This window comes from Microcoleus sp., assembly GCF_041354475.1.
Classification (GTDB): domain Bacteria; phylum Cyanobacteriota; class Cyanobacteriia; order Cyanobacteriales; family Microcoleaceae; genus Microcoleus.
In genome coordinates this window covers 22,707-37,780 of the sequence record NZ_JBGJZU010000032.1, presented here as the reverse complement: position 1 = coordinate 37,780, position 15,074 = coordinate 22,707, and the positions used below count along the sequence as shown (strand labels likewise).

Genomic DNA, 15,074 nt, shown 5'->3' with positions numbered 1-15,074 from the left:
CGTAAATTTATTACTAGAAAGATTAGCCAATAGATAGATTTATGAGAACTGTGTTCGGTTCCTAAAGTCCTTACTAAGAACCATCGCAGGTTTATAGTGACAACTAAATTTCTATCAGTAATTTTACTTATTTCCCTGATTTAAACCCTGATTCCCCAACCCAACACAAAGCTTTTTATCGCCCTCAGTCACATTTTGATTGTTCTTCAAGTAATCCCCCAACCAATCGCAAGTCTTAGCAACTATCTGATTCAATTCTAAATTCTCCACAGGCCACAGAACCACATTTCTGTCCATAGCAAAAGCCAGATTTTTACTATCAGAACTAAAAGTAACGCTAAACATCCGATAGCTAGATTCCAAAGTCTTAGATAGGGTCGCCTTCCGACCATCAAAATTCCATAATTTAACAGTATTGCCCGCAGCAGCAGCCATTAACTTCCCGTCCGGGCTGAAACTCACATTTTCCACACTATCGCTATGGTTATATTTTTCGGCTAAAACTGCTTTTTTCCCATCAAAATTCCACAAGTAAACTTTTTGGTCAGCACAACCCGTAGCTATGGTTTTTCCATCAGGACTGAAAGTAACATCCTTAACACTATTGTCGTGGTCGAGAGTAGTCAGCAATTTTGCCGACATACCATTAATTTGCCACAGGTAAACTTTCTTGGTTGCTGCAACTTTTAAAGGATTTTTTTTGGGCTCTGGCTTGTCGTTTGTCAGCGCAGCAATGGTTTTACCGTCGGGACTGAAACTTACTCTCACTACCTGATTCATGTGGTCTAGTTTGGCGATCGCAGTTGCCCGACCATTCTGCCAACGCCAAAGGTACAATTTATTATCATCGCTTCCTGTGGCAATTATTTTGCCATCAGGACTAAAACTCACGCTGTTAACAATGTCGCCGTGTGGGAGAGTATCTAACAGTTTCCCGTCTATACTCCATACTTTCACTGTTTTGTCATCGCTGGCCGAAGCAATGGTGCGATTGTCCGGCGCAATACTCACCCCATTAACAGAATTTTCGTGACCTACTAAGCTTCTCAACAAACTACCATTAGCCAGCCAAAGTTTCACAGTTTTGTCTCTGCTAGCAGAAGCAATTATTTTGCCATCTGAACTCAAACTAACTTTATTCACCCAGTCACCGTGCCCAGCCAAAATTTGATTCAAAGGAGTATTGTTTGGTTTCCAACTTTTAACCATTTGGTCTTTGCTTGCCGAAACAATAGTGCCATCGCGACTGAAAGTTACTGCCCTCACGTCATCTTGATGTCCTCGAAAAGTGTTCAGCAAAGTGCCGGTGCGACTCCAAACTTTCAGAGTGTTATCCGCACTACCACTGACAATCTTGTTGCCATCGCGACTAAAACTCGCACTCACAACTTCTTCGTTGTGTCCTTTAATTGTCTTAATTTCCTTTCCTTCTCGATTCCAAATTTTGACTGTGGTGTCCGCACTTGCCGAGACTATTTCTTTACCGTTGGGACTAAAATTGACACTGTAAACAATGTCAGAATGCTTATTTAAATTTTTGGGTATAGTTTTAAATTTATCGCTTTTACCTTCTTTGTCCCAAAGTTTGATAGTTTTGTCCGCACTTGCGGAAGCAATTGTGTCGCCGTCGGGACTGAATCTGACACCAAGTACCAAGTCTTTGTGTCCGGTTAAAGTTTGTAGCAATTTTTGGCTGGGGATGTTCCAGATTTTGATAGTATTGTCGTAACTACCCGAAGCGATGGTTTTGCCGTCGGGACTGAAACTGACGCTGGTAACTATATCTTTGTGACCTTCTAAAGTGGCCATGGGCTTTTTATTATTATCTAACTGCCAAATTCTAATTTTGCCATCGCCACAACCAGTAGCAATGGTTTTGCCATCGGGACTAAAAGTAACACTCGTGACACCATCGCTGTGATTAAAAGTATTTAATAATTTACCTTCTTTGCTCCACAATTTAACAGTTTTGTCCGCACTTGCCGAAGCAACTTTATTACCATCAGGACTGACACTCACATCCAAAACAAAGTTGGTGTGCTGCTCAAAACTATTGTATTCTTGCACGCCAGAAACTGCTCGTCTGAGTCTTTCTGTAATCTGGTTTTTAGTATCCAGAGGTAAGGCTGTACTATTGACAGAATCTTTGGCAATTTTCACACTGGTTTCCAAGATTCCCATTTGGTCTTTTTCATTAGAAAGCACGAGAGCACGGGAACCGGAATCTAGGGCATCAGTGCGAGCTTTTTCAGCCTGTTGTCGCGCTTCGTCTCCTAATTTTGTTTGATAAAGCGCTACGCAGGAAAGACCGGTTAATCCCACCACTCCCAGCACTGCTAATCGCAGTTGCCATTTGCGATTTTCGTAGAGTTTTGCTTCAGCCTCATGCTGTTTTTCTTTAGCTTGACGCTGTTTGTCTCTGGATTCTGAAAGCAGGGCATTTAGTTCTTTTTCCTTGCGGAGTTGTTCGATGACATCTCTATTAATTTTGTGTTGTTTTCGTAGTTCCTCAAATTCGGCTTTTTTATCCAATTCCTGTTGCTGGCGGATAAAACCAACTAGATAGTCGTGAACTAGCTGATAAAGCTCGGCTGGCAGTTCTGTCCAACGAAAAATTAAACCAGATTTTACCAACAATTCTAAGACTAAATCTAATTTATCAGCTTCTTCAAAGGTGGCTAAATCTAAGGCTAGTTCGGCACGAGTTTTCAGAGGACGGATATCATCTTCATCCGTCAGCAAGTACAAAACTCTACGGGCTGCTCCTTCATTTTCTGGACCACAGTCTTGGATGACTTCTTCGAGAAATCTGGCTACTAATTTTTGTTTAGGATTATTGCCTAGTTCCTGATATTGAGTGAAGGTGGTAATGTCATCTTGTTGCAGTTGAGCACCGACAACTTGTAGTTCTATGGGGCGAACTTCTCCCAAGTCTCCTGCTAAATCTTTGACCAATTCTTTGATTAATCTCGCTTCCAAATAAAACTGAGAACGTTGAGTTAAACTCTGAATAATCGCGGTAGCATCTGCTACCGAAAAATTGCCTAGATAAAACAAAATATCTTTGCTGAGAATGTCACTTAAAATGTCATTGTTGATGATTTGTTGATTGCTTTTTGGTCTGCAAAATTCTAGCAAATAATGCAAATAGTCTTCCCGTAAAGATAGGATAACTTTTAAGTATTTGATTTTTAAGCATTCCCGCAAGAACTCAAAGAATATTTCCCTTTCTGCTTGTTCTTTCCACACAAAGAAAAATTCTTCAAATTGGTCAAATATCAGAACTGTGACTAGATGTTCTGCATTTATTTGCAACTCTTTGATGATTTTATCGTATTCTATAGTCTGTTTTTTGAGGATTACTTCTACAGGCTGTTCGGGAACAATTTTATCTTCGGTAGGGCGATTTTCGTGGGTATTTAATATCGCCATTAAAGTGTCATTGGTTTCCCTGGTTTCCCCTTCCGATTCGACTTCGATTGAACCTAACCTATCTTCGGCAATTACTCGCTCGAATATTTCCGATTTGCTAGCAGATAACTGTCTGGTCAATTCCCGCGGCCAATTATTGTAAACTTGTAGCAATACTGGTAAAACCGTGCGGTTTTCTATCTTTTTTTGTTTGAGCGCTGGTACTAATCCCCCCGTGACCATGGAACTTTTACCAACTCCCGATTGACCGTAAATTACTGTTATTTTGTTTTGGGCGCTGTTCATCCTAGCTATCAAACGGTTGAGGTCTTGTTCTCTGCCGGAAGCAGTAATTTCATCAGCAATTGTAGTATTGACATCCACAGTTTCTGTGGTGGGATTCATTGCTTGTCTGTGGGGCTGCAACTTTCCTGCACCAATAAAAGCTCGGAAACGATAGGTATGTTCGATCGATCGATAATCTTGCTTAACTTGAAATGCTTCGAGATATTCCCCTCGTTGAAAATAAACCGATCGCAGCAGTTCTAACACTCGCAAATACAACTGCGGGTTGTAGCAAGGTGGGGTTTGGGCTCGCGCCATTTCTAGATGTGCGATCGCCTGTTCAATTTCACCAATTTCCTTCTCTGCTTCTGCTAAAATTAACAGGTACAAGCCTTGATGCTGGGACTTTAACGAGGTTCCTTGTCCAGCGGTATCTAAATTGGAGTTCAGAACATCTAGAGCCACTAAAGCCCATTCCTTAGCCCCTTGCCAATTTTTCTGCTCTAAAGCTACCTTAGCCAAAAAGCCATAATCTTGAGCTAAATTAACTGCTGAATTTTCCATGTTTTGATGTAACCTCCGAGCTTTGATAGCTAAATTCCAGAGTGCATCCCAATCTTCTAAATACTGTAATACTTCGCCTAATTGATTGATAAATTTACCAACAGGATCTTGCTGTCCGGCTCTTTCTAAAACATCAATAGATTCTTGAAAATAATTTTTAGCTTCCGTCCAGTAAGGACGGTTCCCTTTACGGTGCTGTTCTGCTTGAAATCGGTAGCAAAGTCCGATGTGAAAGAGCAGAATCCCCTCTAATACCGGTGCTGGGTGAATCGTAAATAACAAGTTGCTAAATTCTGTTTGATGACCAAGTAATCCTACTTGATACTTCCAAAAATTGAGACTTTTCTGATATAATGCAATGGCAGTATCCATGCGCTGACAAGCATATTCGTTGCGGCCGCGCAGAAATTGTAAACTAGCTTCTATGGCTGGTTCCACCCGGATATCGGAAGTTTCCAAATCTTTCCTGGCTGACTCTAATTCAGTCAAGGCACCAGTACCCAGAATGGCAGAATTAGTTAAACGCCAATTGCCGTTTTCTAAAATACCCGAAAAAATGCGATCGGCACTTTTTCCCAAAAAGTCTACTAACTCATCGGGGCGGAGTACAAATTCAATAGTTGTCGTCCAACTTTCAATATCTGTGACTAAGCGAATCAGTTTTTTTAAAATTTTGTCTGTAACCCACAGCACCACCGGAAAGGGAAAGTTATTGCGAAATTCTTCCCTGACATAGTTGGTAGAAGTCAGCACTTTATCGATCGCATTTACCGACTCTAATCCAAACACCATCAAAGCCTGGGGCTGGCTACCAGCAAGTTCTGCTTCTATGGTAGTGTAAAGAGTTTTTACAGATGCCGGGAGAAAAATTTCTCGCAGATCCACTGCACAAGCTTGGTGCAATTGTCTGACAATTTGCTCTCGGAGCACACCGTAATTGCAGCGCACCAAAGTGAGAGAAAACTGCCCCTGAGACATTTTGAGAGTGCGGGCGAGAGTTTGCAGCGAATTTTTGTTTTCCAGCCCTGGTGTATCTTCTTGGTAGTGTGAATTAATCATATTAAATATTGAAAAAATATTTGAATAATCCGTTGGTATTAACCACCGAGAAATAGAGAAATCGGTGGGACAATTCTCTGCTTCCCAAAAGGCGATCGCCCAATAGAAATCTCCTCTAATTTCTGTAGGGTTGGCATCCTCCCAGCCCTGGATCGCCTTTTTTGGAGATGTCATATCGTTTCCGGTTGTATCGGAATGATTAAACCACAGAGAACACAGAGGACACAGAGAAAGAGAAGAGAGAAATCATAATTCCGATGTCAACGGATTTGATATCACATAGCCGATGATTGTTTCAGTCCAGCGAAAAAATACATACCCTGAAAAAATCCTTTCTGTGTTCTTAGCACATTTCGATAAAAATCAACCAAAAATTAGGGGAAAAATTTACAATTACTGCATCAAATTGTACCACTCTGGTGGGGTAGGCTTCTTGCCAGCCTAAGACTTATATTTTTGGAAATGACTATGGATTGATTAGCAGAGTCCTGAAATACGACAACTGCGGCTGGATCTACCCCTAGCTGCACTGATATAAAGCTTTGTTTCTGGGGAAGTAATTTCTGATTTAACAGGAGATTGCTTAATTTTGGTTGTCTGCATATTCCCATCCTCAGAAAAATTAGGTAAGTCCCAATTTTCGCTTTCTTCAACGGCGATGAATTGTGAATGCAAATTCTCCGAATTCATCCCATCGCCACCAACCAAAACTGGTTTGATTGGAGTTCCCGTCATAGCACTAATACTAGCCAAACATTGAGTTGTCTGTGCCATGAGCAAAATAGGCATTGCTACTAAGGCACTTATAGTTTGTCGCGTCGTCATGTTTTTCATAATGTTATCCTCTATAGAAACTGAGTATGACAGTTGTCCTCGCTGAACCTGAGTTGCTACTTTGATAATTGCTCTCATTAATTGATAGTGCTTCTGCTTGAGAAAACAAAGGAGCCTAAGTGTGACACTTAATCAAAGGTTTGCTTAGGCGATCGCCAAGAGTCAACTGTTCTGCTTCCTATTACTAAGTAAAAACTCTTAAACAGTAAGGTTTTTGAGTCAACTGTGGACCTAGGCAGAAACCCGCTTTTTTAAGATAATTTGCCTGTTTTAGGCTAATTCCCCTAATGCTGAATCTGGTGTCACAGATTCGCGGCCCTCACTCTTGTCAGTAATTTCCGAGCTTTTCCGAGCTTTTGGGAGTATCCCTGTCCCATGCCAAGCTGTTACACTGGTGACATTGACACATACTCACAGCAAGCAGAAGTGTTACCATAAACACAATACCCATGTCAACCCTTTTATTTTAACATTAATCTCAAATGCAGGGACTTTCCGGGAAATACGATCGCGCTTTAGCTGCGATCGCCTATTTTCAGAAATGCTTTAACATTTATTGATAAACATGGAGGACAAAAGATGTTAGTTAGCGATATGCTCCAGCAGCAGCGACAATTTTTTGCGACGGGGAAAACTAAAGAGGTGGATTTTCGGCTGGAACAATTGCATAAACTTAAAAGCGCAATCCAACTTAATCAATCACGAATAGTGGATGCTGTCAATGCTGACCTAAATCGGCCGGAATTCGAGGCTTACTTTGAAATCGCATCGATCGCTGAAGTTAAGTATGCCATCAAAAATCTGAAATCTTGGGTAAAGCCCAGAAAAGTGCCAACTTCGATCGACCAATTCCCCGCCTCAGCCCGCATTTTTCCCGAACCTTTAGGCGTAGTTTTAATCATCGGACCTTGGAACTATCCCTTTCAGTTAATGATATCACCCTTAGTAGGGGCGATCGCCGCGGGCAACTGTGCCATCCTCAAACCCTCAGAAATCGCCTCACATACCTCAGCAGTTGTTGCTGACATGATTGCTAAAACCTTCGATCCAGCTTACATAGCCGCCATCGAAGGTGGTGTAGAAATTAGCCAACAATTGTTAGTGGAAAAATTCGACCATATCTTCTTTACAGGAGGTACAAAAATTGGTAGAATCGTGATGGAAGCCGCCGCCAAACACCTGACTCCCGTCACCTTAGAATTAGGTGGGAAAAGTCCTTGCATTGTAGACTCAGACGTGCAGCTAGAATACACTGCCAAACGGATTGCGTGGGGCAAATTTATCAACGCTGGTCAAACCTGTATCGCTCCAGATTACCTGTTAGTCGATCGCAAAATTAAGCCGGATTTGATGCCAGCAATCAAAGCATCGATTCTTGAATTATACGGCAACGACCCGCAAACAAGTCCCGACTATTGCAGAATCATCAATCAGCGGCAATTAGAACGTTTGAGTGCCTTCGTCAAAGATGGAGAAATTGTGACCGGCGGGCAAGTGAAACCGGAAGATAGATATATTGCACCGACGGTTTTAGATAAAGTTTCCTGGGATTCCCCGGTGATGGAAGATGAGATTTTCGGGCCGATTTTGCCAGTGTTGGAGTATGATAATTTATCAGAGGCGATCGCCCAAATCAACGCCCGCCCCAAACCTTTAGCTTTATATTTCTTTTCCAAGGATAAGCAGAAACAAGAACGAGTTCTGCGGGAAACTTCTTCTGGGGGAGTTTGTATCAACGACACAGTAATGCAAGTGGGAGTAACAACCTTGCCCTTTGGCGGAGTTGGAGAAAGCGGCATCGGGAGTTATCACGGGAAAGCAAGTTTTGATACTTTTTCCCATTACAAAAGCGTGTTGCAAAAGTTTTTTTGGCTGGACTTGAAATGGAGATATGCTCCTTATCAGGGCAAGTTAGATTTGATTAAAAAAGTGATTGGTTGAAATGATATAAACGGAGGAGACGGCACTGCCCATAGGTGTCAACAATCAGGTCAAACCAATAGTCCGACAGGGGTTTAAACCCCTGTCTCATAGCGAAAGTCCTCTCAAAGAGGACTGAAGAGTTGGTTTATATGTCTTAATTTGGGGCAAATCTTCAGTCAGTTTCAACTGACTTCAGCTATGAGACAGGGGTTTAAACCCCTGTCGGACTGGTGGGATGACCAACGAACTTGGCGGGCCCACAGCTTAAGTTGACACCAATGGGCAGTGCCCTGTCCCTACAATTAATCGGGGTAGGGAAACGGCACTGCCATCTCCTCTATATCATTCCGGTGCAGCCGGAATTGATATTACAAACATAACGAATCAAAATGAACGATAAATTACCAGAAATTTTAGCAGAACTCCGCCACTACTTTCATAACTTATACGGCGAAAGACTCGTGCAGTTAATTCTCTACGGTTCCCAAGCTAGAGGAGATGCCAAACCAGATTCTGATATTGATATTTTAGTTGTGTTGGACGGGCAAGTTCATGCTGGCAAAGAAATCGCTAGCACCAGTGAATTTATTGCCGCTTTGTGCTTAGATCGGACTGTAGTAATTTCTAGTGCTTTTGCTTCTTCCATACGTTTTCAGGAAGAGAAAAGTCCTTTCTTTCTAAATGTTCGTAGAGAAGGAGTATTGATTTGATACCAGAACAAATTGCTCTTTTAACCAAAGCCAGTGAAAGCTTACGGGCAGCTAGGTTATTAGTAGTTAATGCACTTCCTGACTTTGCAGCGTCACGAGCTTATTACACCATGTTTTATGTTGCCGAAGCTTTCTTACTGGGTGAGGGTTTAAGTTTCTCCAGTCATGCTGCTGTGATTTCTGCATTTGGTAGAGAATTTGCTCGTACAGGGCGGGTGCCGGTGGAGTTTCACCGTTACCTAATTTCTGCTCAAAATCAACGAAACCAAGGTGATTACAATATCGATCCAGCCATTCCCGAAGATGAGGCTAATCAATTAATCGCCCAAGCCGAACAATTTTTAGAATTAGCACAACGTCTGCTGGGAGATTTGCCAGATTCTCGATCTGGATCTTCTTAGTCCGCGGAGGCGGACTTTGTTTGTATAGACGCGGTTTCAACCGCCGGGTGACTTTTTGAATGGTTAATACTGTAGTAAAATAAAGACTCAAAATCAGAGTTTAAGTATTATAATATGAAAAATATCTTATCACTTTTGACAGGAATGGCGATCGCGTCTGTATCTCTTGCTGCTTTCATTCCACCTACCTACGTGCTGCGAGTAGAAACAGTCAAACAGGGAATGTTAAGGCTGACTAATATTTCCAATCAGCGCATTTATATCAAAAACTTTGTCCTTCATAATCACAAAGTTAATGAATTTGGCAAACGAACCGGAGAAGTCGAGAAAATAAGTATTCCCGTAGAATCATCCCTCAATCCAGGGGAAAGTACATTAGAAAAAATTGCCGATGCACCACGGCGGACAACTGCAAATACCGAACTAATCCGGTGGAATGATGGCAAAAAAAATCACCGCCAAGGATTGCTCGTATGTTTCATTAATGACTTCAATCACAATGTTTACGTAACTCCTAACGGACAATTGCCCTGTCCCAAATAATCCAATTCATGCTGTCAGGAAAAACCGAGGCGATCGCCAATTAATTCCCAACATCAAATCAGCAAGCAAATTAAGAAATTACAACCCTAGATAGCGGTGAATTCCATTCATTCCCATTTAACAATTCCAAATTCAGCCGATAGCCAACATTCCGCACAGTTTGAATCAGACTCGGCTGTCGCGGATCGATTTCGATTTTTTTCCGCAAAGACAGTACATGAGTGTCAATGGTGCGCGGGTTGTCAATAGCATCGGGCCAAGCTCTGCGGAGTAAATCCGATCGCGACAGAGGGACTCCTCCAGCTTGAGCCAGCACGTACAACAGGCTGAATTCCTGGGGAGTGAGTTCGATATGTTGTTCGTACAAACGCACTCGGCGTTGCACCAAATCAATTTTGAGCAGCCCGCACTCCAGGGTAGCCGGTGGTATCATCGTGCGGTTGCGACGCATCAAAGCTTCTACCCGCGCCATAAATTCTTGCATCCCAAAAGGTTTAGTTAGGTAATCGTCAGCCCCCGACTTCAAACCTTCAACAATATCCGCTTCGGAATTCCGGGCTGACAGCATTAAAATCAGCGACTGCTGCTGTTTTTGTAGCCATCGGCAAAATTCCAAACCGTCTCCATCTGGCAATTCCGCATCCAGAATTACTAGGGATGGCTGTTGGCTGAAAAATATTTCCCTAGCATGATTGATATCCGCTGATTGATGCACCCAGTGACCGACTTGCTGTAGATGCCAGCCCAAGAGCGATCGCAGGTGCGGATTCCCTTCAACAATTGAAATACTAAGACATCCCACAGCAGCGAGCTTCCAATATCATTAATTGCTACCAGATTAACAGAGGTTTTGTCAAGGTTTTGTAACCATAGCTACCCAAATATTAGCTTCCAAACCTATGAATAAATACAGATTCAGAAAAAATGAATAAAGCCGATCGGATTTAGGAGACGTCTTGATTTTTCTTGAGTAATTTATTTATCAACTTAGGTACCTCGGAAGGTCGAGAAGCGACTGGGATATTTGCCTCTTCAAAGGCAGCCATTTTATTTTCTGCTGTCACCCCAAAGGCAGTCCGCGCCGCAGCCCTAGAGCTGATCAGGATGCCGGCGTGGCCCAAAGACGGCCCTTTGGGAGCATAGCGGCCAGCCAGGTAAGCCACCACGGGTTTGTCGATCGCCTCAGCGATATAAGAAGCAGCCGCTTGTTCGCTCCAGCCGCCAACTTCCCCCACTAACACGATCGCCTCCGTAGTCTCATCTTCGTCCAAAATTTGCAGCCACTGCATAAAAGAAGAGCCCACAATCGCATCACAGCCAATACAAACAGCCATCGACTGTCCCAACCCCGCATTAGTCAATTCTAGAGCCACCTCGTAAGTCAAAGTGCTGCTGCGGCTGATAATCCCCACCGGGCCGGGAGTGTAAAACTCCTTGGGATGAGTTCCCAGCAATAACTTGTCAGGCACAATAATTCCCGGACTGTTGGGCCCAATCACCAAAGTTTCCATGGCTTCAGCTTTTCTGACTAAGCGCACCATATCCAGAGGAGGCACTCCTGGAGTGACGATCGCGATTTGCCGAATTCCAGCAGCGATCGCTTCGAGAGCCGCATCCAGCACCCAGTAGGGTTCCACCAAAATCACCGTGGTATCAATGTGCCCCACCGCCGCCACAGCTTGTTCCACCAAATCAAAAACCGGAATTCCCTCCAACTCCTGCCCGCCCCTACCGGGACTGACACCAGCCACTACATTTGTGCCGTATGCTTTCATCATCAGCCCCACAAGGGTTGACGCGGGAGATTCTGTAATGCCTTGTATGAGGACTTTACTCTCAGGAGTTAAATTCATTTTTTATATCGCAGAAGAAGGAAGGAAGGAAGAAGGAAGAAGGAAGAAGGAAGGAAGGAAGGAAGGAAGGAAGGAAGGAAGGAAGGAAGGAAGAAGTCACCCCCCCCTGCCCCCCCCAAGGGGGGAAAAGAAGGAGGAAGGAGGAAGGAAGAAGTCACCCCCCCCTGCCCCCCCAAGGGGGGAAAAGAAGGAGGAAGGAGGAAGTTTGCCCAACTACGGAGTCGATCGGCCATTGATTGAAGGTTTCTATAGTGTCTGGGCTTCCCGCTATTTAGCTAAAGACACAGCTTGTGCTACTGCCTGATCCAAAGTGCTCGCTAGTTGCACAGGCAACTGCCCCAAACGCTTTTTCACCCCATCTCGATCGATTGCCACCAAGAGCAGCACCACCTGAACTTGGCGATTGGCACGGGCTTTCCGTTCCAGATAGCCTACCACTGCGGAGATTGTCGCCTCGCTGGCTGCGGTACTAGCCAAAATATTCACCAGCACCACCTTCACGCTTTTATCCTGAGAGACTAACTCCAGAGATAACTCCAAGCGATCGCGCAGGGTCTTGGTTCCATCGTAGCGGTCTAGGGAACCGAGATTCACAAAATTAGCTGGTTTGCCTCCTTCGTGAGTCACCGCATCCAAAGTCGCCATTGTCAAACCCACTCCGTTGCACAACACCCCAATATTCCCCTCTAGTTCCACCAAATTCAAAGATTCAGCATTGGAGAATTGGGATTGACAACTCCCTCCCAATTCCAAGGGGGAGTGCAGCAAGTTCGAGTGGGCACTGCGGCGATCGGCCTGACGTCTCTTGTCTCCTGGGAGCTTGCTATCTGCTTTCTTTTCCCCCAGGGCCGCCAAGTCTGGATGACGTCCCAAGGCATCATTATTGGCACTGACTTTACCGTCTAGAGCCATTACCTCTCCCTTGGGACTGATGCCCAGAGGATTGATTTCTACTAAATCTAAATCTTTTTCGACAAACAGCCGATACATTTTTTCGACAATTGTGCTGACTGATTGAATCAGATCTCCCTGCAATCCCATTTTCAGCATCAGTCGCCTCGCGTAGAAAGGCGAAAATTCTTGGTCTACAACAACTTGCTGCATTTTCTCGATCGACCCTTCCACATCCATACCTCCTTGTTGCGAGCCCAGAAGTACCGGGCGTCGCGCTACGGGATCTAGCAATACAGCCAAGTACAATTCTTGGTCCGCGTTGTACTTTGCCTCTGCTAGCAGGACTTCGGGATACTCCGATTCGATCGGCAAATTAAAAATTGTCTGAGCCGCAGCCACCGCATCGATCGTATTTTCCACAAACTTCACCCCACCGGCCTTACCCCGTCCCCCCGCCCGCACTTGGGACTTGAGTACGACTGGGTAGGGAATCTTCAGCCCTTTGAGGTCTGCCGGATTGTCAATCCGCTGGGAGGGCAGAACCGGAATTGCCATCTGACGAAATAAAGCTTTAGCTTGGTACTCTAACAAATCCATTATCAATAACTGGTGACTCGTAGTTGGCAACAAGCAATTGGTAATTCGCAATCTATCAATTAATCATAATTAATAGATAGTAATTGGTGTTTTGTCAAGTTAAAATTTAAAAATCTTGGCGATATTTATAATTTACGACTTTTGTATTACCGATTACTTATTTGCTCTTACCCATCGCCTCTTGTGTATTTTTTTGATAAAAGACATTTTCTTTTAAAATTCTACCATCATTAGTGAGTAGAATTCTAATTGTTGATATTTTCCTTAATCCTGGCAATTTTAGATGATTTTTTGCCAGTTTCACTTGATATTAGCAGTGCCTTCATGGACTGTTTTCACCCATTTTAACTGTTTAGGACGCACGGAAATCCTAGCTGTCACAGCACCTACCAGCAGCCAGTGAAGCATATATACAGTAGACAACAGGGTTTGCATCAAGGTGGCAAAAACTCTTTTGAGGTCAAATTTGGTCTCTTGGCGAGTGCGACGTAAACCGATAAACATTCCCACCAGAGACAGGGTAATAGTCATGAAAGTTAGGGGACTGGCGATCGGCATTCGGCGCAGTACGATCGACATCAAAAAGTCGGGTACAGCTACTGTGGGCAACAAATACTGAGATACCCAAAATCCAAATAAATCCCAAGTTTTTCCCGTTCCCATGCGGTTACGAACAATGAGCTGCCAGTAGTCAAGATAGCGCTGATAGCCACCTTCGGCCCAGCGATTGCGCTGATGCCAAAGAGCCTGAGCGTTGGTGACTCCTTCTTCAGATACGGGGGGAACAGCCAAAAATTCAATATCCCACCGCTCTAAGTGCAGCCTGATTGTTAAATCCAAATCGTCGGTAATCGTCTCCTCGTTCCAACCTCCGCAGCTTTCCAAGGCTGTGCGACGCATAAATTGACCGTTACCGCGCAATTCTCCAATACCACCGATCGCAATCCGTTGTTGTTGGAAAAAACTGTCTAGCGCCATTTCTGCTTCTTGGCTGCGAGTCCAAAAATTTAGGGGAGCATTGGCGATCGATTTTCTGACTTGCACAGCTCCAACTTGGGCTCGATCGAACACCGGCAGTACCAAGCGCAGCAAGTCTGGTGTCACCGTCGCGTCCGCATCAAATACCCCCACAAATTCCCCGCGAGTCAGGGGTAAAACTTGATTCAGGGCTCCCGATTTGCCACCACTAGCATTGGCTCCTCTCCTCCATACTTTGAGTTGGGGGTACTGTTTGGTTAGCTGTTCCAATACAAGAGGCGTACTGTCTGTGCTATTATCGTCGATCGCCCAAAGTTCATAACGGTCGATCGGGTAATCCAAATTGCCAATGGACTGTACCAGTCTGGCAATTACCGCTTCCTCATTTTTCGCAGCTACCAGCAGCGACACGTAAGGCCAATCCTCTTGATTGGATTCTGAAAGAGGCTGCATTGTCGGCTTGGGTGAAGCAAACAAAAATCGAAATACTTGCATCCACAGCAGTCCCGTCAATCCCCAGACTACCCAAGCACCCCAAGAAACCAAGTGCAAAGTAATCGTTCCGCCCCAAATCACCGTCAGGACTATAGCAGCTTTCCTCCGGCGTCCCTGGTATAATTTTTGAGGAAAAGAGGGAGAATTAGGCAACTTAAGCGCTACCGTTGGATCTGTGGAAACCACGTCAAACTTCCTTTCACCACCGGAGGCTGTAGCAAATATCGTGCCAACCTTCGGGTTTGAGGTCAAACTCTCGTGTTCTTCAGGAGCTAAATCAGGGATATCCAAGTTAAGCTCGCTGCGAACATCGTTTTCTTGCCAAGAACTCTCCTGCATAGGTTACTTGATTCAATCACCAATAGTTTTGGATTTAATAGACTTCTCCCAAAAAGCCTGTCAAGGACTGGCAGGATGCCTACCCCACAGGAATTATGAGAGATGCCTAGTAGAGATAAGTATCTACTCTATCAGTTTCTGGGATTTTGTCGAAAGCTGACGGAGAGAGCAACTCAGCCCCACTCTGC

Annotated in this window: 11 protein-coding genes; 5 read left to right on the top strand and 6 right to left on the bottom strand. The window is 44.2% G+C overall.

The window, feature by feature from the left end; genetic code table 11:
- Nucleotides 1-123: 123 nt before the first annotated feature.
- The gene (locus ACBR23_RS14115) at nt 124-5,493 is read right to left on the bottom strand and encodes a hypothetical protein (RefSeq protein ID WP_371119760.1); all 5,370 of its coding nucleotides are present in this window, start codon (nt 5,491-5,493) and stop codon (nt 124-126) included.
- Nucleotides 5,494-5,796: 303 nt separating this feature from the next.
- Nucleotides 5,797-6,153: a hypothetical protein gene (locus tag ACBR23_RS14110; protein ID WP_371117456.1), complete on the bottom strand. Its 357-nt coding sequence runs from the start codon at nt 6,151-6,153 to the stop codon at nt 5,797-5,799.
- A 579-nt stretch (nt 6,154-6,732) separates the two neighbouring features.
- On the opposite strand from ACBR23_RS14110, the gene ACBR23_RS14105 reads away from it, so the two are divergent.
- From ACBR23_RS14105 to ACBR23_RS14090, 4 genes are all read left to right on the top strand, one after another.
- Nucleotides 6,733-8,094, top strand: a complete 1,362-nt coding sequence (locus ACBR23_RS14105) for an aldehyde dehydrogenase (RefSeq protein ID WP_371117457.1) — start codon at nt 6,733-6,735, stop codon at nt 8,092-8,094.
- Between the two features lie 371 nt (nt 8,095-8,465).
- Entirely contained in the window at nt 8,466-8,786 is a 321-nt protein-coding gene (locus ACBR23_RS14100; protein WP_371117458.1) for a nucleotidyltransferase domain-containing protein, read from the top strand.
- The gene (locus tag ACBR23_RS14095) at nt 8,783-9,187 is read left to right on the top strand and encodes a HEPN domain-containing protein (RefSeq protein WP_371117459.1); all 405 of its coding nucleotides are present in this window, start codon (nt 8,783-8,785) and stop codon (nt 9,185-9,187) included. Before ACBR23_RS14100 ends, ACBR23_RS14095 begins: the two co-directional genes overlap by 4 nt.
- Before the next feature lie 114 nt (nt 9,188-9,301).
- Nucleotides 9,302-9,730, top strand: a complete 429-nt coding sequence (locus tag ACBR23_RS14090) for a hypothetical protein (protein ID WP_340525421.1) — start codon at nt 9,302-9,304, stop codon at nt 9,728-9,730.
- Nucleotides 9,731-9,800: 70 nt separating this feature from the next.
- On the opposite strand, the gene ACBR23_RS14085 is transcribed toward ACBR23_RS14090, so the two are convergent.
- A complete protein-coding gene (locus ACBR23_RS14085; protein WP_340525422.1) occupies nt 9,801-10,532 on the bottom strand; it encodes a response regulator transcription factor in 732 nt (243 codons plus the stop codon).
- A 142-nt stretch (nt 10,533-10,674) separates the two neighbouring features.
- Nucleotides 10,675-11,583, bottom strand: coding sequence for a CoA-binding protein (locus tag ACBR23_RS14080; protein ID WP_341740281.1), 909 nt, complete (start codon nt 11,581-11,583; stop codon nt 10,675-10,677).
- Between ACBR23_RS14080 and ACBR23_RS14075 the strand changes: the two genes are divergently transcribed.
- The gene (locus ACBR23_RS14075) at nt 11,552-11,887 is read left to right on the top strand and encodes a hypothetical protein (RefSeq protein WP_371119759.1); all 336 of its coding nucleotides are present in this window, start codon (nt 11,552-11,554) and stop codon (nt 11,885-11,887) included. The genes ACBR23_RS14080 and ACBR23_RS14075 overlap by 32 nt on opposite strands.
- Here the strand turns inward: ACBR23_RS14075 and ACBR23_RS14070 are convergent.
- The gene (locus ACBR23_RS14070) at nt 11,851-13,074 is read right to left on the bottom strand and encodes an ATP-grasp domain-containing protein (protein WP_371119758.1); all 1,224 of its coding nucleotides are present in this window, start codon (nt 13,072-13,074) and stop codon (nt 11,851-11,853) included. The two genes, ACBR23_RS14075 and ACBR23_RS14070, sit on opposite strands and share 37 nt — an antisense overlap.
- Before the next feature lie 300 nt (nt 13,075-13,374).
- Nucleotides 13,375-14,886 carry a glycosyltransferase family 2 protein gene (locus tag ACBR23_RS14065; protein WP_371119757.1) on the bottom strand — a complete coding sequence of 504 codons (1,512 nt, stop codon included), beginning with the start codon at nt 14,884-14,886 and terminating at the stop codon, nt 13,375-13,377.
- Between the last annotated feature and the right edge of the window lie 188 nt (nt 14,887-15,074).

What these genes read in the sequence shown, in the direction of transcription:
- ACBR23_RS14115 (WP_371119760.1), bottom strand. Translation starts at nt 5,493, where the DNA reads ATGACATCTCCAAAAAAGGCGATCCAGGGCTGGGAGGATGCCAACCCT.
- ACBR23_RS14080 (WP_341740281.1), bottom strand. Translation starts at nt 11,583, where the DNA reads ATGAATTTAACTCCTGAGAGTAAAGTCCTCATACAAGGCATTACAGAA.
- ACBR23_RS14100 (WP_371117458.1), top strand. Translation starts at nt 8,466, where the DNA reads ATGAACGATAAATTACCAGAAATTTTAGCAGAACTCCGCCACTACTTT.
- ACBR23_RS14070 (WP_371119758.1), bottom strand. Translation starts at nt 13,074, where the DNA reads ATGGATTTGTTAGAGTACCAAGCTAAAGCTTTATTTCGTCAGATGGCA.
- ACBR23_RS14105 (WP_371117457.1), top strand. Translation starts at nt 6,733, where the DNA reads ATGTTAGTTAGCGATATGCTCCAGCAGCAGCGACAATTTTTTGCGACG.
- ACBR23_RS14065 (WP_371119757.1), bottom strand. Translation starts at nt 14,886, where the DNA reads ATGCAGGAGAGTTCTTGGCAAGAAAACGATGTTCGCAGCGAGCTTAAC.
- ACBR23_RS14090 (WP_340525421.1), top strand. Translation starts at nt 9,302, where the DNA reads ATGAAAAATATCTTATCACTTTTGACAGGAATGGCGATCGCGTCTGTA.
- ACBR23_RS14075 (WP_371119759.1), top strand. Translation starts at nt 11,552, where the DNA reads ATGAGGACTTTACTCTCAGGAGTTAAATTCATTTTTTATATCGCAGAA.
- ACBR23_RS14110 (WP_371117456.1), bottom strand. Translation starts at nt 6,153, where the DNA reads ATGAAAAACATGACGACGCGACAAACTATAAGTGCCTTAGTAGCAATG.